The following is a 19,510-nucleotide window of genomic DNA, read 5'->3' as shown; positions in this document are numbered from 1 at the left end:
ACCTGCGGGCGCTGCCCGGCGGCGGCGAGAGCGCGCCGGCGCGCCCGCCGGCCGCTGCGCCGGCCGCGGGCTCGCCGTCCGGGCGGGTGTCCGCCGTCATCGACGCCGCCCTGGCCTACGACCAGGCCGCGTGCGACTCGCTGCTGCGGCTCGGCGCGCAGGGCGACCCCGCCGCGTGGTGGACCCAGCTCGTGGAGCCCGCGTGGGCGCGCATCGCGCAGCGGACCGTGCTCGGCACGCCCGGCGAGGTGCCCGAGCTCGTGCTCGCGACGGCGGCGCTGCGGGCGCTGCGGGAGTTCACGCAGGAGTTCGAGGAGGCCCAGACGGCCAGCGGCGGCCCGCCGACGAACCACCCCAGCCGGATGCGCAAGATCGTGCTGGTCTTCGCCGCGCCGGACGAGGTGGTGCCGCTCGCCGCGCACGCGCTGGCCGCCGCGCTGGTGGCCAAGGGTGCGTCGTGCCGCGTGGTCACCGGCCCGGCCAGCACCCACCGCTCCGTGGAGCTGGTCGCCATGGTGCGCCCGGCCGCCGTGGTGGTGGCGACCACGCTCGCGCGCCCGGACCTCGACGTCGTCCACTCGCTGCACGACGACCACCCCGAGCTGCCGATCTTCGTCGGGCTGCGGCGCGACGAGTCGGCGGGCGAGCTGCCGCTGGCCGCCAGCGTGCAGCGGGTGCGCAGCTTCACCGGCCTGCTGCACGAGGTGCTCGCCGTCGTCGCACCGTGACGCGCTGCTGCCCCCGGCGGGCGGCGCGCGCCGCCGGCGCGGCGCGCTGTGAGCCCTGCCGCACCCCGCGGACGGCCGGAATATCGCCGCGCCGCGAAACGTAGACTCTTGGCATGACGGACTCGACCGCGGCGCGCGACCCCTTCGGCTTCCTCGGGCTCACCTACGACGACGTTCTCCTCCTGCCGGGGTACTCCGACCTCGCGCCGTCGGAGATCGACACGACCTCGCGGCTGACACGGGAGATCTCGCTCAAGGTGCCGCTCGTGTCCGCGGCGATGGACACCGTCACCGAGGCCCGCATGGCCATCGCCATGGCGCGCCAGGGCGGCATCGGCGTGCTGCACCGCAACCTGTCGATCGAGGACCAGGCCTACCAGGTCGACCTCGTGAAGCGGACCCAGACCGGGATCATCTCCAACCCGGTCACGATCACGGCCGACCGGACGCTGGAGGAGCTCGACAAGCTCGCCGGCGAGTACCGCATCTCCGGCTTCCCCGTCGTGGACGCCCACGGCCGCCTCATCGGCATCGTCACCAACCGCGACCTGCGCTTCACGCCCGTCGCCGAGTGGGCGACGACCAAGGTCGAGGAGGTCATGACGCCGGCGCCGCTGATCACCGGCCCCGCGGGCATCTCCCGCGAGGAGGCCACGGCGCTGCTGCGCAAGCACAAGCTCGAGCGCCTGCCGCTGGTGGACGACGAGGGCCGGCTCGCCGGGCTCATCACCGTCAAGGACTTCGTGAAGTCCGAGCAGTTCCCCAACGCCTCCAAGGACGGCCAGGGCCGCCTGCTCGTGGGCGCCGCGATCGGCTACTTCGGCGACGCCTGGCAGCGCGCGACGACGCTGGTCGAGGCCGGCGCCGACGTCCTCGTGGCCGACACCGCCCACGGCAACGTGCGGATGCTCATCGAGATGGTGCGCCGGCTCAAGACCGACCCGGCCACCCGCCACGTGCAGGTGATCGGCGGCAACGTCGCCACCCGCGAGGGTGCGCAGGCGTTCGTCGACGCCGGCGCGGACGCGATCAAGGTGGGCGTGGGCCCGGGCTCGATCTGCACCACGCGCATCGTCACCGGCGTGGGCGTGCCGCAGGTGACCGCCGTCTACGAGGCCTCGCTCGCGGCGCGCCCGGCCGGCGTGCCGGTGATCGCCGACGGCGGCATGCGCCACTCCGGCGAGATCGGCAAGGCGATCGTGGCCGGTGCCGAGACCGTCATGCTCGGCTCGATGCTCGCCGGCACCGAGGAGGCGCCGGGCGACACGATCCTGGTCAACGGCAAGCAGTACAAGGCCTACCGCGGCATGGGCTCGATGGGCGCCATGTCGTCGCGCGGCAAGAAGTCCTACTCCAAGGACCGCTACTTCCAGGCCGAGGTCACCAGCGACGACCTCATCGTCCCGGAGGGCGTCGAGGGCCAGGTGCCCTACAAGGGCACGCTGAGCGCCGTGGCCCACCAGCTGGTGGGCGGCCTGCACCAGACGATGTTCTACGTCGGTGCCCGCACGATCCCCGAGCTGCAGGAGAAGGGGAAGTTCGTGCGCATCACGTCGGCGTCGCTCAAGGAGAGCCACCCGCACGACGTGCAGGTGACCGCCGAGGCGCCGAACTACTCCGGCTTCTGACCGGCGGCTCCCGGCCGGACGGCTCGCGCCACGGCCCGGAGCGGCACGCACGTCGGGCCCGGACCCCCCGGGGGGGGGGCGGGGGGCCGCCCGGGGCCGCCCCGCGGGGCCCCGGGCCGGCTCGCGCCACCGCCCGGACCGGCCCGCACGTCGGAGCGGCCCCCCCCGGGGGGGTGCCGGGCCGACGTGCGTCACGGACCCGCCGGGACAGGTGCGGAGGCGGCGCGCGAGCGGGTCACCAGGGGCTGACGGCGGGCTCCACGGGCCAGGCGCTGGAGGCGCCGGGGCCGTCGAGGCCCTGGCGGGCGCGCCAGTCGTTGAAGCTCTCCGCCCACTCGCGGTGCGCACCGACCTGCGCCGCGTGCAGGTCCTCCAGCGCCATCGCGGCCAGCCCCGGGAACCGTCGCACCAGCGCGTCGAGCACGTCGAGCGTGGCGAGCACGTCGACGTCCGCGGAGTGCAGGTCGCCCTCCTCGGTGACGCCGTAGTGCGCGCACAGGTCGCCCAGGCGGCGCTTGCCGCGGCGGAACCGGTCCTGCCAGCGGTCGATGACCAGCGGGTCGAGCACGGGCGCGACGGGGTGCCCGAGCCGATCGGGCAGGGTGGGCAGACCGTGCCGGGCGAGCTCGGCGTCGAGCAGGGACAGGTCGAACGCGGCGTTGTAGGCCACCACCGGCACGCCCTCGCGCACGTGGACCGCGAGCTCGGCGGCGATCTCCTCGAGCGCCGCGGCCGGCGCCGCGCCGTGGGCCCGCGCGTGCTCGGTGGTCACGCCGTGGATGGCGGCGGCCTCGGCGGGGATCTCGACGCCCGGGTCGAGGAGCCAGGTGCGCACCTCGGCGGGGGCGCCGGGCACGCGCAGCACCAGCGCGGCGGTGACGATGCGGTCGCGGGTGACGTCCACCCCGGTGGTCTCGGTGTCGAAGCCCAGCAGCGGGCCCCGCGCCCAGCTCGCGGTGAATGCCTCGTACGACTCCTGCGTCATCTGGAGTACCCCATGGTTCGTCGTCCCTCCTCGTGCTGCGGCCGACTGTGCCACCGGCCACCGACACGGCCCGCCGCCGGCCGGCCCGCGGGCGCGCCGGGGCGTCCCGGTAGGCTGGCCCGGTGAGCAACGAGATCGAGATCGGGCGCGGAAAGCGCGGTCGCCGCGCGTACTCCTTCGACGACATCGCGGTGGTGCCCTCGCGCCGCACGCGCGACCCGAAGGACGTCTCGGTCGGCTGGCAGATCGACGCCTACCACTTCGAGCTGCCGATCGTGGCCGCGCCGATGGACTCCGTGATGAGCCCGGCCACCGCCGTCGCGCTCGGCCGCCTCGGCGGCCTGGGCGTGCTGGACCTCGAGGGCCTGTGGACGCGGTACGAGTCGCCCGAGCCCCTGCTCGCCGAGATCGCCGCGCTGCCCGCGGCCGACGCCACGCGCCGCATGCAGGAGATCTACGCCGAGCCCATCAAGCCGGAGCTGATCACCGAGCGCCTGCGCGAGGTCCGCGAGGCCGGCGTGACGGTGGCCGGCGCGCTGTCGCCGCAGCGCACCCAGGAGCACTACAAGACGGTGGTCGACGCCGGTGTGGACCTGTTCGTCATCCGCGGCACGACCGTCTCGGCCGAGCACGTCTCGTCCGACGCCGAGCCGCTGAACCTCAAGCGGTTCATCTACGAGCTCGACGTGCCCGTCGTGGTCGGCGGCGCCTCCACCTACACCGCGGCGCTGCACCTCATGCGCACGGGCGCGGCCGGCGTCCTGGTCGGCTTCGGCGGCGGCGCGGCGCACACCACCCGCGTGAGCCTGGGCATCCACGCGCCGATGGCCACCGCCGTCTCCGACGTCGCCGCCGCGCGGCGCGACTACCTCGACGAGTCCGGCGGCCGCTACGTGCACGTCATCGCCGACGGCGGCGTCGGTCGCTCCGGCGACATCGTCAAGGCCATCGCCTGCGGCGCCGACGCCGTCATGCTCGGCGCCGCGCTGGCCCGCGCCACCGAGGCGCCGGGCGCCGGCTGGCACTGGGGCTCGGAGGCGCACCACGCCGTGCTGCCGCGCGGTGAGCGCGTCGAGGTCGGCGTCGCCGGGACGCTCGAGGAGATCCTCTTCGGCCCGGGTCGCACGGCGGACGGCACCACCAACCTCGTGGGCGCGCTCAAGCGCGCCATGGCGACCACCGGGTACTCCGACCTCAAGGAGCTCCAGCGCATCGAGGTCGTCGTCTCGCCGTACCAGCCGCGCTGACCCGCCGGGCCGGCTCCGGCCGGCCCGGCGGCGCCCCGCCGTCTCGCCCTCGGCGAACCGCCCGGGTCGCGGCTGGCGGTGTCGGCCCGCGCGCATAGGGTGGTCGCATGCCTTCCGCGCACGAGAGCAACGGCGCCCTCCCGGAGATCCTGGACCCCGACCTTCCCACGGGCACCTACGTCCTCGAGCCGGACGTCGTCGCGCCCCTGACCGCCCGCGTCGTCACGTCGCACGGCGCCGGGGAGCACCGTTCGGTGCTCCCGTTCACCGGGGCGCCCCTGGCCACCGTGCCGCTGTCGTCGCCCGACGACGTCGCGGCGGCCGTCGGCCGCGCCCGCGCCGCCCAGACGGCGTGGGCGGCGGTCCCGCCGCGCGAGCGCGCCGCCGTGCTGCGGCGGTTCGCCGCCCTCGTGCTCGACCGGCAGCCGGACCTGCTCGACCTGGTGCAGATGGAGTCCGGCAAGGCGCGGGTGCACGCGCTGGAGGAGGTGCTGTACGCCTCCCAGCTGGCCCGGCACTACGCCGTCGCCGGCCCGCGCTACCTCGCGCCGCGGCGCGTGCCCGGCATGCTGCCCGCGCTCACCGGCACCACCGTGTACCGCCGCCCGGTCGGGGTCGTGGGCGCGATCACGCCGTGGAACTACCCGCTCGCGATGGCGGTGTCCGAGCCGCTGCCGGCGCTCCTGGCGGGCGACGCCGTCGTGGTGAAGCCGGACCCGCAGACGACGCTCACCGCGCTGTGGGTGGCCGAGGCCCTCGAGGAGTGCGGCCTGCCGGCCGACCTCTACCTGGTCGTCGCGGGTGCCGCCGACGCCGGCCGCGCGCTCGTCGACCACGTCGACCACGTCGTGTTCACGGGCTCGACCGCCACGGGTCGCCAGGTGGCGGCGCGGGCGGGGGAGCGGCTGGTCGGCGCGACCCTCGAGCTCGGCGGCAAGAACGGCCTCTACGTGGCCGACGACGCCGACCTGGCGTCCGCCGTCGCGGGGGCGGTGCGGGCGTGCTTCGCCAGCGGCGGGCAGCTGTGCGTCTCGGTGGAGCGCCTGGTGCTGCACGAGCGCATCGCCGACGCGTTCCTCGAGCGGTTCGTGGCCGCGGTGCGCGGGCTACGGCTCGGCGCGGGCCTGGACTACACCGCCGACGTGGGCTCCCTGGTCTCGGCCCGGCAGCTGGAGCGCGTCACGGCGCACGTCGACGACGCGCTCGCCAGGGGTGCCCGCGCGCTGGCCGGCGGCGTGCACCGGCCCGACGTCGGTCCGTTCTTCTTCGCCCCCACGGTGCTCGAGGACGTCCCCGACGACGCGCTGTGCGCGACCGAGGAGACGTTCGGCCCGGTGGTGTCGGTGCGCCGGGTGGCGTCCGACGACGAGGCGGTGGCCGCGCTCAACGCGGGCGAGCTGGGGCTGTCGGCCTCGGTGTGGTCGAACGACGTGCGCCGGGCGCAGCGGGTCGCGGCGCGGGTGCAGGCGGGCTCGGTCAACGTCAACGACGGCTACATGGCGGCGTTCGGGTCGGTCGCGGCGCCGATGGGCGGGTTCCGCAGCTCGGGGCAGGGGCGCCGCCACGGGCGCGAGATCGTCGAGGCGGTGACGGAGGCGCAGACGGTCGCCGTGCAGCGCGGCGTGCGGTTCGGGCTGGCCGTCGACCGGCTCTACGGCCTGGGCGCCGCCAAGGCGGCCCCGGTGCTCACCGCCGGGATGCGGGCGCTGCGGGCGCTGCGCCGTCCCTGACCGCGCCGGCGCTCGGCGTGGCTCGGTCGGGCCCGGCGGGCTCGGCAGGGGCTCGGCCGCTCAGCCGAGCGACGCCAGCTCGTCCGCGAGGTTGGCCCGCGCCCGGTCGGCCCAGCGCCGCAGCCCCGCGGGCGTGCTGAACAGGCGCGGCAGGCCGAGCAGCTGGCGCAGGACGGCCGCCCGGCCGAGCCGGAAGGCGTCGTCGGGCACGTGGCCGTACTCCGCCCGGACCTGGTGGACGTACCGGCGGTAGACGGCCGGCTCCGCCCCCAGGATCGCGAGGTCCGCGTCGCTGACCAGCCCGCCGAGCGCGTCGCCGTCCGCCGGGGCGTGGTCGGCGGTGACGAGCACCAGCCGCTGCACCTCGGCGACGTCGTCGGCGGTCAGCGGCCCGGCCGGCGCGGCACAGGGGCCGAGCAGCTCGGCGGCCAGCGCGGCGGAGCGCTCCTCGTCCCGCCCGGCCTCGCCGTCGTGCACGGCGTCGTGGAACCACAGGGCGACCCGCGCCAGGAGCCCCGCGCGCCCGGGCCCGTCAGTACCAGCGCCGCCTCCGGCGTGCGCTGGTGCTGACGACGCGGAGGGGGGAGCAGGGCGAGCGGGCGGGTCCAGCAGGTCCAGGGCGTCGAGGGCCGCGGCCAGGTGCAGCGGCCCGTGGTACACGCGGTGCGGCTCGCGCCAGCGCTCCACGAGCGCGTCGCCCACGGCGAGCAGCCCCGGCGCGGCGTCCCCGGGCCACAGCGCCGCCCACCGCCGTCGCAGCGCCGCGGCCTTCGCGCCGGCGCGCTCCCGGCCCGGCACCCGCAGGCCGGAGGCGGCCAGCCGGCGCGCGAGCGAACGCCCGTCGAGCGGCACCGCGCCCGCCGCGACGAGCTCGTCGTACCGGTCGGCGGGGGCGTCGTAGTGGTCCAGGTCGAACCCGCGGTCCGGCAGCCCGACGGCGCGGGCGAACGCGCGCAGCTCGTGCAGCGAGGAGTCGGAGACCAGGTGGGACCAGACCGTCCCGTGGGCGGGCCAGGCGGGCGGATCGACGAGCACGGTCACGCGACGACCCTAGACCGGCCCGGCGCCGCGGCCCGCGGCGTGACCCAGGCGGCCCTGCGTCGCCCGGGCGGCCCTGCTCAGCCGGCCGTGATGCCGGACGCCGGGCGCAGCCCCTCGACCGCCTCGACGCACTGCCGGGCGATCGCCAGCTCCTCCATCGTCGGCACCACCATGACCAGGGTGGACGTCCAGTCGGGCGAGATGATGCGTGGCTCGTCGCCCCGCACGGCGTTGCGCGTCTCGTCGACGTCGATGCCCAGGCTCTCCAGCCCGTCGCACACGGCGGCGCGCACCTCGGCGGAGTTCTCGCCGACGCCGGCGGTGAAGGCGACGACGTCGACCCGGCCGAGCACGGCGTGGTAGGCGCCGATGTACTTCTTGAGCCGGTGGATGTACACGTCGAACGCCAGCCGGGCGTCGTCGTCGCCGGCGTCGATCAGCCGGCGCAGCTCGCGCATGTCGTTCTCGCCGGCCAGGCCCTTGAGGCCCGAGCGCTTGTTGAGCAGCGTGTCCAGCTCGTCGACGTCCATGCCGGCGTTGCGGGCCAGGTGGAACACGACGGCCGGGTCGATGTCGCCCGAGCGCGTGCCCATGACCAGGCCCTCGAGCGGGGTGAGCCCCATCGAGGTGTCGACCGGGACGCCGCCGCGCACCGCCGAGGCGGACGCCCCGTTGCCCAGGTGCAGCACGATCATGTTGAGGTCCTGCACCCGGCGCCCGAGCACGCGCGCCACCTTGCCGACGACGTACTGGTGCGAGGTGCCGTGGAAGCCGTAGCGGCGCACGCCGTGCGCCCGCGCCACCTCCCGGTCGATCGCGTAGGTGTACGCGTGCTCCGGCAGCGACTGGAAGAACGCCGTGTCGAACACGGCCACGTGCGGCACGTCCGGCAGCAGGTCGCGCGCCACCTCGATGCCCTGCACGTTGGCGGGGTTGTGCAGCGGGGCGAGCGGCACCAGGTCGTGGATCTTCGTCACCACGTCGTCGTCGATCACCACCGGCCGCGAGAACAGCTCGCCGCCGTGCACCACCCGGTGGCCGACGGCGTAGATGCCGGCGTCGGCGAGCCGGGGGCCGACCTCCTCGAACAGCTCGAGCGCGATGCGCAGCGCCGCCCCGTGGTCGGGCACCTCGAGCTCGCGCTCGGTGGTGTTGCCCGCGAACCGGTGCGTGACGATGCCCGACGACTCGCCGATGCGCTCGATCGTGCCCCGGGCGATGGCCTCGCCGCCGACGGGGTTGACCAGCTGGTACTTCAGCGACGACGAGCCCGAGTTGAGCACCAGCACCGAGCCGTGCGCCCCGTAGGCGCTGTAGGGGTTGGGGCGCTCGGCCTCCGGGACGATGCTCATGCGGAACCCTCCGTGGTCGCGTCGGCCTGCGCCTGGATGGCGGTGATGGCGACGGTGTTGACGATGTCCTGGACGAGCGCGCCGCGGGACAGGTCGTTGACGGGCTTGTTGAGGCCCTGCAGCACCGGGCCGATCGCGACGGCGCCGGCCGAGCGCTGCACGGCCTTGTAGGTGTTGTTGCCGGTGTTGAGGTCGGGGAACACGAACACGGTGGCCCGGCCCGCGACCGAGGAGTCCGGCAGCTTGGACGCCGCCACCGACGCGTCCACCGCGGCGTCGTACTGGATGGGGCCCTCGACGCTCAGGTCCGCCCGGCGCTCGCGGACCAGCTGCGTCGCCTCGCGGACCTTGTCGACGTCGGCACCCGTGCCGGAGGTGCCGGTCGAGTACGACAGCATCGCGACGCGCGGCTCGACGCCGAACTGGGCGGCGGTCGCGGCGGACGTGATCGCCACGTCGGCGAGCTGGTCGGCGGTGGGGTCGGGGATGACCGCGCAGTCGCCGTAGACGAGCACGCGGTCCTCCAGGCACATGAGGAACACGCCGGAGACGCTCGCGATGCCCGGCTTGGTCCTGATGATCTCGAACGACGGCCGGATGGTGTGCGCCGTCGTGTGCTTGGCCCCGGAGACCATCCCGTCGGCCAGGCCGAGGTGCACCATGAGCGTGCCGAAGTAGGACACGTCGGTGACGATCTCCCGGGCCCGCTCGACCGTCATGCCCTTGTGGGCGCGCAGCCGGGCGTACTCCTCGGCGAACTTCGCGACGTGCTCCGGGTCGTGCGGGGACAGGACCGTCGCCGCGGCGATGTCCAGGCCGAGCTCGGCGGCGCGGGCACGCACCTGCTCCTCGTCGCCGAGGATCGTCAGGTCCGCGATGCCGCGGGCCAGCACGGTCGAGGCGGCACGCAGGACGCGGTCGTCGTCGCCCTCCGGCAGCACGACGCGGCGGCGGTCGGCGCGGGCCCGCTCGATGAGCTGGTGCTCGAACATCAGCGGCGTCACCACCGCGGGCCGCGGGACGTCGAGCCGGGCGAGCAGCTCGGCGCCGTCGACGTGCCTCTCGAACAGGGCGCGGGCGGTGTCGATCTTGCGCGACGAGGCCACGGTCACCTTGCCGCGGGTGCCGGCGGCGGCCCGGGCGGCGGGGTACGTGTCCTGCGGCGTGACGATCACCGGGACGTTCGGCCGCAGCGCGTGCACGAGCCGGCCGGTGGTGCCCTGGGGGGTGTACCCGCCGGTGAGGATGATCCCGGCCAGGGAGGGGAACCCGGCCGCGGTCTGCGCCGACAGCAGGCCGAGGACCACCTCGGTGCGGTCGCCGGGGGTGATGACGACGGCGCCGTCGGACAGGTGCTCGAGCAGGTGCTCCAGCGACATCGCGCCGACCAGCACGTCGAGCGCCTCGCGGCCGAGCAGCTCCGGGTCGCCGAGCAGCAGCTCGCCGCCGACGGCGTCGCGCAGCTGGGCGACGGTCGGCGCGCCGAGGAACGGCTCCTCCGGGACCACCCAGACGGGCAGGTCGGCCGCCAGGGTGGTGGGGGCCGCGGGCAGCTGGCCCTCGTACCGGTTGACCACGACGCCGACCGGCTGGGCGTGGTTGGCCCGCAGCTCGCCGAGCGAGATGCCGGCCAGGGCCCGCACGTCGTCGTCGGAGCGGCCGTGCCCCGACACGACGAGCAGCACGGGCGCGCCCACGTTGGCAGCGATCTTGGCGTTGAACGCCAGCTCGGTGGGCCCGGAGACGTCGGTGTAGTCGGTGCCGAGGACCACGACCCAGTCGCAGCGGTCGGCCACCTCGTGGTACCGGGCCACGATCCGCGACATCGCGCTCTCGGGGTCGGCGTGGATCGCGTCGTAGGTGACCCCGACGGCGTCCTCGTAGGCCAGGTCGACGCCGTCGTGCGCCAGCAGCATCTCGAGCACGTGGTCGCGCTCGACGCCGGTCCCGGCGCCGGTCCCGGTGCCCGTCCCGGCGGGCACGTGCGGGACGGCGGGGACCCGGGAGACCGGCCGGAACACGCCCACCCGCTGCCCCTGGTGCGCGAGCAGGTCGATGACGCCGAGGGCCACCGTGGACTTGCCCGAGTCGCCCTCGGGCGAGGCGATGACGATGCTGCGCGTCGCGGTCATGCGGTGGGTTCTCCCTCGTCGTGCGCGTGAGCCCGGCCGGGATCCATCCTCCCGGCCGGGCTCACGGTTGTCATCGGGACGGTGGTCACACCCCGGGCCGACATCCCTGGTCAGGGGCCCCATCAGGGGCCCTGGCAGGAGCCCTGGCAGGGGCCCTGCCAGGGGCCCGGGCGGCCGCTGTCAGCGGCGAGCGGTCACTCGTTGTCGCCGCCGGTGTCCTGGACGCCGCCGCCCGGGGCGCCGCCGCCGTTGTACTGCGGTCCGCCCGCCTCGGTCGCGGTCTCGCCGACGTCCGGCCACACCCAGTCGCGGACCTCGGGGATGTCCTCGCCGTGCTCGCGGGTCCACGCCCGGGCCCGCAGCCGCGCGTCCTGCATCTCCTGGCGCAGCCCGGCGGCCTTCGAGCGCAGCGACGGCACGCGGTCGATGACGTCGATGACCAGGTGGTACCGGTCGAGGTCGTTGAGCATCACCATGTCGAACGGCGTGGTGGTGGTGCCCTCCTCCTTGTACCCGCGCGCGTGGATGTTCTGGTGGCCGTGGCGCCGGTACGTGAGGCGGTGGATGAGCCACGGGTAGCCGTGGTAGGCGAAGATCACCGGCTTGTCGGTGGTGAACAGCGTGTCGAACTCGCGGTCCGACAGGCCGTGCGGGTGCTCCTTCTCGTCCTGCAGGCGCATGAGGTCGACGACGTTGATGACGCGGACCTTGAGGTCGGGCAGCTCCCGGCGCAGGATGTCCGCCGCGGCGAGCACCTCGAGCGTCGGCACGTCGCCGGCGCACGCGAGCACGACGTCGGGGTCCTTGCCCGGCACCTCGGTGCCGGCCCACTCCCAGATGCCCAGGCCGCGGGTGCAGTGGGCGATCGCCTCGTCCATCGTCAGGTACTGCGGCGAGGGCTGCTTGCCGGACACGACGACGTTGACGTACTGCCGGCTGCGCAGGCAGTGGTCGTACGTGCTGAGCAGGGTGTTGGCGTCCGGCGGCAGGTAGACCCGCACGATCTCGGCCTTCTTGTTGAGCACGTGGTCGATGAAGCCCGGGTCCTGGTGGCTGAAGCCGTTGTGGTCCTGACGCCACACGTGGCTCGACAGCAGGTAGTTGAGCGAGGCGATCGGGCGCCGCCACGGGATGTCGTTGGTGACCTTCAGCCACTTGGCGTGCTGGTTGAACATCGAGTCGACGATGTGGATGAACGCCTCGTAGCAGTTGAACAGCCCGTGGCGGCCGGTGAGCAGGTAGCCCTCGAGCCACCCCTGGCACTGGTGCTCCGAGAGCATCTCCATGACGCGGCCCGCGCGGGCCAGGTGCTCGTCCACCGCGGCGTCGAGGAACTCGGCGTCCCACTGCTTGTCCGTGGCGTCGTAGACGGCCTGCAGGCGGTTGGAGGCGGTCTCGTCCGGCCCGAAGATGCGGAAGTTGTGCGGGTTGAGCCGCACCACGTCGGTGAGCCACTGGCCCAGCACGCGCGGCGCCTCGGCGACGGCACCGCCGGGGTGCGGCACGTCGACGGCGTAGTCGCGGAAGTCGGGCAGGCGCAGGTCCTTGAGCAGCAGGCCGCCGTTGGCGTGCGGGTTGTCGCTCATCCGCAGCGTCCCCGTCGGCGCGAGCGCCGAGACGTCCTCGATCACGCGGCCGTCGGCGTCGAACAGCTCCTCCGGCCGGTAGGACCGCAGCCACTGCTCGAGCACCCGCAGGTGCTCCTCGGTGTCGCGGGCGCTGGCCAGCGGCACCTGGTGGGCGCGCCAGGAGCCGACGGTCTTCTTGCCGTCGATGGTCTCCGGACCGGTCCAGCCCTTGGGGGTGCGGAAGACGATCATCGGCCAGGCGGGCCGCGAGGTGTCGCCGTCGGCGGCCCGCTGCTTGATGGCGGCGATCTCGTCCAGCACCTCGTCGAGCAGCGCCGCGAACCGGCGGTGGATGTCCAGGTGCGACTCGGTGGAGCCGTCCTCGACCTCGAAGAAGTACGGCTTGTGCCCGTACCCGACCATCAGGTCGCGCAGCTCCTCCTGCGGGATGCGCGCCAGCACGGTCGGGTTGGCGATCTTGTACCCGTTGAGGTGCAGGATCGGCAGCACGACGCCGTCCTGGGCGGGGTTGACGAACTTGTTCGAGTGCCAGGAGGTGGCCAGCGGGCCGGTCTCGGCCTCCCCGTCGCCGACGACGGCGGCCACCAGCAGGTCCGGGTTGTCGAACGCGGCGCCGTAGGCGTGCGACAGCGCGTAGCCCAGCTCGCCGCCCTCGTGGATCGAGCCGGGCGTCTCGGGAGCCACGTGCGACGGGATGCCGCCGGGGAAGGAGAACTGCTTGAACAGGCGCTGCAGGCCCTGGGCGTCCTGGGTGATGTCGGAGTAGACCTCCGAGTACGTGCCGTCGAGGTAGGCCGACGCGACGAGGCCCGGGCCGCCGTGGCCCGGGCCCGTGACGTAGATCGTGGACTGCCGGCGCTCCTGGATGGCGCGGTTGAGGTGCGCGTACAGGAACGTCAGGCCCGGCGTCGTGCCCCAGTGGCCCAGCAGCCGCGGCTTGACGTGGTCGCGCGACAGCGGCTCGCGCAGCAGGGGGTTGTCCAGCAGGTAGATCTGGCCCACCGACAGGTAGTTGGCGGCGCGCCACCACTTGTCGATGCGCTGGAGCTTCTCGTCAGGCAGGTCGGTCACCCCCTGCCGCTGCCATGCCGTCGGGGTGGCCGCCGGGGCGGCGGTGGTCGTCGTCATCGCGTGCTCCCTCGAGTGGGTTGCTCGGCTGCGACCTCATTCCACCGCAGAACCTCAGGGGCCGCAGGGCGAACCGGGGGGCGTCCCTGCGGCTCAGGAGCCGCGGCGAGCTGTGGCCTGACCACAGTTCAGCACCGCGCGGTCCGGGGCGCGCGGCGGGCCGCAGTGACGCGCGGCACGTCCGTGCCCGGCGGCGCGGGCGGGTTTCTCCCGGCGTGCCGCGCGCCGATACGGTGGGTGGGTGAGCAGCCCGGTGCCCGCCCGTCGACCCTTCTGGGCGGTCGCCCTGCAGCCCCGCATGTTCGGCATCCTCGCCGTCGTGCTGCTGGCCGCGGCCCTGTGCGTGCGGCTCGGCGTGTGGCAGCTGCACCGCGCCTACGAGCGCGCCGACCTCGCCGGGCAGCAGGAGCAGCTGGACGCCGCGGCGGGGGAGCCCGTCGGCCTCGGCGAGCTCGTCGCACCGCAGTCGGCGTTCGGCGGGGAGCTCGTGGGCCGCAGCGTGTGGGTGGAGGGCACCTACGACGCGGCCGGGCAGATGCTCGTCGCCGGCCGCGCGCTCGACGGGCGCACCGGCTACCTCGTCCTGACCCCGCTGCGCGTGTCCGACGACGGCACGGGCGGCGCGTCGTGGGCCGGGCTGTCGGGCGCGCCGGTGCTACCGGTCGTGCGCGGGTGGGTCGCCGAGCCGCAGGACGCGCCGGGGCTGGCGGTGCCGGCGGGCACCGTCCGGGTGACGGGGTGGCTGCAGGCGGGGGAGGCGACCTCGGGCGTCTCCCCGCCGGCGAACCCCGGCGGCCCGCCGCTCACCGACGCGATCTCCACCGCGGCGCTGGTGAACTCGTGGGGCGGGCCGATCTGGGACGGCTACGTGGTCCTCACCGGCTCGCAGCCGGCGCAGGTGGCGGCCGCCGACGGCGGCCCCGCCGCGCTGCCGCGGCCCGTCGTCGAGGGTGCCGGCTCCGTCAACCTGCAGAGCTTCTTCTACGCGATCGAGTGGTGGGTCTTCGGCCTGTTCGCCCTGGGGCTGTGGGTGCGCCTCGTGCTCGACGAGGCGGCGTCCCAGGCGCCCGACCGCACCGGGCGCGTGCGCCCGCGCCGCGGCGCGGACGCCGGGATCGCCGGGCTGCCGGGCTGAGCGCCCGGCGGCCTCAGCGCCCGAGGAGCGGGGCCATCCGCTCCAGCGCCTCGGCCAGCAGGGGCCGGGGCAGCGCGAGGTTGACGCGCACGAACCCGCGCCCCGCCTCGCCGCAGGCGGCGCCGTCGACCACGGCGACGCCCGCGCGCTCGCGCAGCACGTCGGCGGGGCGCTCGCCCAGGCCCGCGCCGTCCGGACCGGCCCGCCGCAGGTCGAGCCAGGCCAGGTACGTGCCCTCGGGCGGCACGTGGGCCACGCCGGGCATCCGCTCGGCCACGACGTCGGCGAGCAGGCGGCGGTTGCCGTCCAGGTAGTCGACGACCTCGGCCAGCCAGGGGCCGCCCGACTCGTACGCGACGGCGTTCGCCACCAGGCCGGGCGTCGACGCCCCGTGCTCTGCGTGCTCACGGACGCGCTCCCACGTCGCCGCGTCGTCGTCGTTCGTCAGCACCAGCTGGGCGCACTTGAGGCCCGGCAGGTTCCAGGCCTTGGACGCCGACGCGGCGGTGATCGTGTGCCGGGCGGTGGTCGCCGACAGCGACGCGTACGGCACGTGCTGGTGACCGGGCATGACCAGCGGGGCGTGGATCTCGTCCGCCAGCACCCGGCCGCCGCGGGCCTCGACGACGTCGGCGATCGCCAGCATCTCCGCGGGCTCGAGCACCCGGCCGACCGGGTTGTGCGGGTTGCACAGCACCAGCAGCTCCGCGCCGGCGGCGAACGCCGCGTCGAGGGCGTCGAGGTCGTAGACGTACCGGCCGGCGCCGCCGTCGGGCGCGGCCTCGCGCACCAGCGGCACCTGGAGGATCTCGCGCCCGAGGGTGCGCGGCAGCTCCAGAAACGGCATGTACGCCGGCGTCGGCACGATCACCGGCGAGCCGGGCGACGTGAAGTGCGTGATGGCGGCGCCCAGGGCGGCCAGCACGTCCGGCAGCGGCCGCACCCGGGCGGCGGGCACGTGCCAGCCGTACCGGTCGGCCGCGAACGCGGCGAACGCCGCCGAGGTGCGCTCGACCAGCGCCGGCGGGGCGTACCCCAGCAGCCCGCGGTCGACGACGTCGTGCAGCGCGCGCGTCACCTCCGGGGCCGTGCCGAAGTCCATCTCGGCGACCCACGCCCCGATGGCGCCGTCGGCCCCGGTCCACTTGAGCGAGCCGCCCGCGCGCAGCTGCGCGGCGGTCCGGGCGTCGAGCGTGCGGGCGAGCGGCGGGTGGGTCACGAGGTCCTCCGGTCGGGCGTGCGGTCGCGTGCCGTCACTGGTGCTGCCAGCTGTTCCAGAGCCGGGCGTACTCGCCGCCGGCGGCGACGAGCTCGTCGTGCGGCCCGATCTCCGTGATCCGCCCGCCGTCCACCACCGCGACCCGGTCCGCGTCGTGCGCGGTGTGCAGCCGGTGGGCGATCGCCACCACCGTACGACCCGCGAGCACGGCGTTGAGCGAGCGCTCCAGGTGCCGCGCGGCCCGCGGGTCCAGCAGCGACGTCGCCTCGTCGAGCACCAGCGTGTGCGGGTCGAGCAGCACGAGCCGCGCCAGCGCCAGCTGCTGCGCCTGCGCGGGCGTCAGCGGGTGCCCGCCGGAGCCCACCTCGGTGTGCAGCCCCTCGGGCAGGGCGTCCACCCACGTCAGGGCGTCGACGGCGGCGAGCGCGTCTCGCAGCCGCTCGGGGGCGGCGTCGACGTCCGCCAGGCGCAGGTTGTCCGCGACCGTCCCGACGAACACGTGGTGCTCCTGGGTGACCAGCGCGACGTGGCGGCGCAGGTCCTCCAGCGGCAGCTCGACGAGCGGCACCCCGCCCACCGTCACCGACCCGCCGGTGGGCGGGTGGATGCCGGCGAGCATGCGGCCCAGGGTGGACTTGCCGGCGCCCGAGGGGCCGACGATCGCCAGCCGCTCGCCCGGGCGCAGGTCGAGGTCGATGCCGTGCAGCACGTCGTGCCCCTCGCGGTAGGCGTAGCGCACGCCGCGCGCCGTCACCGTCTCGGACGCCGGCACGGCGTCGCCCGCCTCGCGGTCCGGCGCCACGAGCCGCACCCCGATGATCCGCGACAGCGAGGTGGCGGCGACCTGGATCTCGTCCAGCCAGAAGATGAGGTTCCACACCGGCCCGGTGAGCTGCATCGTGTACATGACGATCGCGGTGACCGTGCCGACGGAGACGCTGCCCTGGGCCGCGAGCCAGCCGCCCCACACGAGCACCGAGATCGGCGCCAGGACGAACGTGAGGTCCACGCTCGGGAACAGCACCGAGCGCAGGTTCAGCGTCGCCGTCTCGGCGGCGAAGGCCTCGGCCAGGTCGGCGTCGGCCCGGCCGGTGCGGCGCGCGCCCAGGTGCAGCGCGTCGACGGTCCGCACACCCTCGACCGACTCGGTGACGGTGCCGTTGAGCACCGCGTACGCGGCCGACTCGCGCTGGTAGGCGGGCTCGGCGCGGCGCAGGTACCAGCGGGTCGCCACCAGCAGGATCGGCAGCCCGACGAACATCGCGACGGCCACGAGCGGGGAGAGCAGCAGGGTCGCCGCCACGGTGAGCACGATCGTCACCACGGCGACGACGAGCTGGGGCAGGCCGAAGCGCACCGTGTGCTGGATCTTGTTGACGTCGTTCGTCGTGCGGGCCACGAGGTCGCCGGTGCCGGCGCGCTCGACGACCGACAGGGGCAGCGCGGTGACGGTGTCGAGGAACTCCTCGCGCATCTCGGCGAACACCGACTCGCCGAACACCATCGACCGCTGCTGGGCGACCTTCTGCAGCACGGCGCGCGCGACGATCGTCGCGACGGCGAACAGCACGAGGTCGCGCACGTGGTCGGCGGTGGTGCCGGCGGTGACGTCGTCGACCAGCCGCCCCAGGAGCCACGGCCCCACGAGGCCGGCCGTCGCGGCGAGCACGTGCAGCACCGCGATGACCGTGAAGGCCCCGCGGTGGCGGCGCAGCATCCCGACGGCGTAGCGCCAGGTGGTGCGCCCGTCGGCGATGGGCAGCTTCATGCGCGGTCCTCCGCGAGGTCGGTGGTGGCGGCGTCGGTGGCGCCGAGGCCCGTCGGGGCGAGGGCGTCGGCGGGCGCCTCGTCCAGCGAGCGGCCGACGACGGCGCGGTAGCGCGCCGCCGCCTCGCCGCCCTCGGCGGCGCGCGGACGCTCGAGGAGCTCCCGGTGCGTGCCGCGGGTCGTGACGCGCCCGCCGTCGAGGAACAGCACCTCGTCGACGTGGTCGAGCACGAGCGGGCTGGCCGTGACGACCAGGGTGGTGCGTCCGCGCCGGGCCTCGGCGAGGCGCGCGGCGATCCGCGCCTCGGTGTGCGCGTCGACGGCGCTCGTCGGCTCGACCAGCACGAGGATCTCCGGCTCGGTGAGCAGGGCGCGCGCCAGCGCCACGCGCTGGCGCTGCCCGCCGGACAGGGACCGGCCCTTCTCCGGCAGCTCGCCGGCCAGCCCGTCCGGCACGGAGTCGAGCACGTCGCCGGCGTCCGCGACGTGCATCGCGCGCTCCAGGTCGGCCACCGCGGCGCGGTCGCGGACGTCGAGCTCGGTGCCCAGGCGGCCGGAGAAGATCGTCGGCGTCGCCTCGGCGACCACGACCCGCTCGCGCAGGTGGTCCTTCGGCAGGTCCGCCAGCGGCACGCCGCCGAGCGTGACGGGCGTGGCGGCCTCGGCCGCGTCGTCGAACCGCCCCAGGCGCACCGCGACGCGGGCCGACTCGTCCGGGTCGGGGGAGACGAGCGCGACCACCCGGCCGGGCTCGAGCGCGACGCCGGTGGTCTCGTCGCGCAGCACGGCGCCGGGCGCGGGCGGCGTGGCCGTGGCGGGACGGGTCCCGGTGGCGGGCTGCACCCGCAGCACGGTGATGAGCTTCTTCGCCGAGACGTGGGCGTTGGTCGCGATCTTGAGGAACTGGGTGGCCAGCTGCACGGGCCACGACAGGAACGCGGCGTAGCCGTAGAACGACACGAGCTGGCCGGTGCTGATCCGCCCCGACATGGCGTGGACGGCGCCGAGGTAGACGACCAGGGCGACGAAGAGGCCAGGCAGCAGCACCTGCAGCGCGTCGAGCCACGACTGCGTGTGGGCGACCTTGACGCCGGCGGCGCGCACCCGCTGCGACTGGGAGCGGTAGCGGTCGGTGAAGACCTTCTCGCCGCCGATGCCGCGCAGGATGCGCAGCCCGGAGACGGTGTCGGCACCGAGCGTCGTCAGCCGGCCCGACGCCTCGCGCTGCGCGGACTGGCGGCGGTTCAGCGGCCGCACCAGGAGCGCCAGGACGGCGGCGACGACGGGCAGGCCCAGGGCGATGACCAGGCCGAGCTCCACCGAGGAGGCGAGCATGAGCCCGGTGACCACCGCGTAGGCCACGAGGGAGCCCAGGAACTGGGCGGCCATCGCGTAGAGCTCGCCGATGCGGAACGTGTCGTTCGCGACGGCGGAGACCACCTCGCCGGTCGGCAGCTCGGCGGAGACGGCCTGCCCGGAGCGGCTGACGGTGCGGCTGACCAGCTGCGAGGAGCGGAACGTGGCGTGCAGCCAGTTGCGCACGTCCAGGCGGTGGCCCAGCACCGCGGTGCCGGTGAGCGCGAGCCCGACGGCGAGCAGCAGCGCCGCCAGGCGCCACGTGGCGGCGTCGAGGCCGCCGGCCGTGGCGCTGTCGACGATCTCGCCGACGAGGTAGGGCTGGACGGCCTGGCAGGCGAAGACCACGACGCCGCACAGCAGGGCGGCCGTCAGCACGCCCGCCTGGCGACGGGCCACCCACCGCAGGTAGGCCCAGGGGCCGCGCAGGTCGGGCGTGCCGGGGTCGGCGAAGGGGAGCGGGCGCACGCGCC

13 protein-coding genes are annotated in these 19,510 nt (G+C 75.2%); 5 read left to right on the top strand and 8 right to left on the bottom strand.

All coding sequences use genetic code 11. The features are described 5' to 3' along the window. Together GSF02_RS11045 and guaB are read left to right on the top strand one after the other, a co-directional pair. The coding region (locus GSF02_RS11045; protein ID WP_235915501.1) for a MerR family transcriptional regulator at nucleotides 1-728 on the top strand (728 nt) is incomplete at its 5' end. Nucleotides 729-841: 113 nt separating this feature from the next. Further along, nucleotides 842-2,356, top strand: coding sequence for an IMP dehydrogenase (gene guaB / locus GSF02_RS11040; RefSeq protein WP_159796014.1), 1,515 nt, complete (start codon nucleotides 842-844; stop codon nucleotides 2,354-2,356). Between the two features lie 235 nt (nucleotides 2,357-2,591). Here the strand turns inward: guaB and GSF02_RS11035 are convergent, their stop codons facing one another. Continuing rightward, the gene (locus GSF02_RS11035) at nucleotides 2,592-3,341 is read right to left on the bottom strand and encodes an exonuclease domain-containing protein (RefSeq protein ID WP_159796011.1); all 750 of its coding nucleotides are present in this window, start codon (nucleotides 3,339-3,341) and stop codon (nucleotides 2,592-2,594) included. Between the two features lie 122 nt (nucleotides 3,342-3,463). Here GSF02_RS11035 and GSF02_RS11030 point away from each other — a divergent pair, with 122 nt between their 5' ends. Then, nucleotides 3,464-4,588 carry a GuaB3 family IMP dehydrogenase-related protein gene (locus GSF02_RS11030; protein WP_159796008.1) on the top strand — a complete coding sequence of 375 codons (1,125 nt, stop codon included), beginning with the start codon at nucleotides 3,464-3,466 and terminating at the stop codon, nucleotides 4,586-4,588. 107 nt (nucleotides 4,589-4,695) lie between these two features. Continuing rightward, the gene (locus GSF02_RS11025; RefSeq protein WP_159796005.1) at nucleotides 4,696-6,318 is read left to right on the top strand and encodes a succinic semialdehyde dehydrogenase; all 1,623 of its coding nucleotides are present in this window, start codon (nucleotides 4,696-4,698) and stop codon (nucleotides 6,316-6,318) included. Nucleotides 6,319-6,378: 60 nt separating this feature from the next. On the opposite strand, the gene GSF02_RS11020 is transcribed toward GSF02_RS11025, so the two are convergent. From GSF02_RS11020 to GSF02_RS11005, 4 genes are all read right to left on the bottom strand, one after another. Next, on the bottom strand, nucleotides 6,379-7,359 hold the full coding sequence (locus GSF02_RS11020) for a DUF4031 domain-containing protein (protein WP_159796002.1): 981 nt from the start codon (nucleotides 7,357-7,359) through the stop codon (nucleotides 6,379-6,381). A gap of 77 nt (nucleotides 7,360-7,436) precedes the next feature. Beyond that, nucleotides 7,437-8,711 carry an acetate/propionate family kinase gene (locus GSF02_RS11015; protein WP_159795999.1) on the bottom strand — a complete coding sequence of 425 codons (1,275 nt, stop codon included), beginning with the start codon at nucleotides 8,709-8,711 and terminating at the stop codon, nucleotides 7,437-7,439. After that, entirely contained in the window at nucleotides 8,708-10,843 is a 2,136-nt protein-coding gene (gene pta, locus GSF02_RS11010; protein ID WP_159795996.1) for a phosphate acetyltransferase, read from the bottom strand. The genes GSF02_RS11015 and pta overlap by 4 nt, the downstream gene beginning before the upstream one ends. A gap of 194 nt (nucleotides 10,844-11,037) precedes the next feature. After that, a complete protein-coding gene (locus GSF02_RS11005) occupies nucleotides 11,038-13,560 on the bottom strand; it encodes a phosphoketolase family protein (protein WP_159795993.1) in 2,523 nt (840 codons plus the stop codon). A 241-nt stretch (nucleotides 13,561-13,801) separates the two neighbouring features. On the opposite strand from GSF02_RS11005, the gene GSF02_RS11000 reads away from it, so the two are divergent. After that, nucleotides 13,802-14,695, top strand: a complete 894-nt coding sequence (locus GSF02_RS11000; protein WP_159795990.1) for an SURF1 family protein — start codon at nucleotides 13,802-13,804, stop codon at nucleotides 14,693-14,695. A 13-nt stretch (nucleotides 14,696-14,708) separates the two neighbouring features. Here the strand turns inward: GSF02_RS11000 and GSF02_RS10995 are convergent, their stop codons facing one another. From GSF02_RS10995 to GSF02_RS10985, 3 genes are read right to left on the bottom strand one after another with little or no spacing between them, the layout of a single operon-like run. After that, on the bottom strand, nucleotides 14,709-15,914 hold the full coding sequence (locus GSF02_RS10995; RefSeq protein ID WP_235915500.1) for a MalY/PatB family protein: 1,206 nt from the start codon (nucleotides 15,912-15,914) through the stop codon (nucleotides 14,709-14,711). Nucleotides 15,915-15,948: 34 nt separating this feature from the next. Continuing rightward, nucleotides 15,949-17,682: an ABC transporter ATP-binding protein gene (locus GSF02_RS10990; protein ID WP_159795987.1), complete on the bottom strand. Its 1,734-nt coding sequence runs from the start codon at nucleotides 17,680-17,682 to the stop codon at nucleotides 15,949-15,951. Then, nucleotides 17,679-19,505, bottom strand: coding sequence for an ABC transporter ATP-binding protein (locus GSF02_RS10985; protein WP_159795984.1), 1,827 nt, complete (start codon nucleotides 19,503-19,505; stop codon nucleotides 17,679-17,681). The genes GSF02_RS10990 and GSF02_RS10985 overlap by 4 nt, the downstream gene beginning before the upstream one ends. Between the last annotated feature and the right edge of the window lie 5 nt (nucleotides 19,506-19,510).

It is taken from the genome of Puerhibacterium puerhi, assembly GCF_009846865.1.
Taxonomy (GTDB): domain Bacteria; phylum Actinomycetota; class Actinomycetes; order Actinomycetales; family Cellulomonadaceae; genus Puerhibacterium; species Puerhibacterium puerhi.
This window is presented reverse-complemented; position numbering and strand designations above follow the sequence as displayed.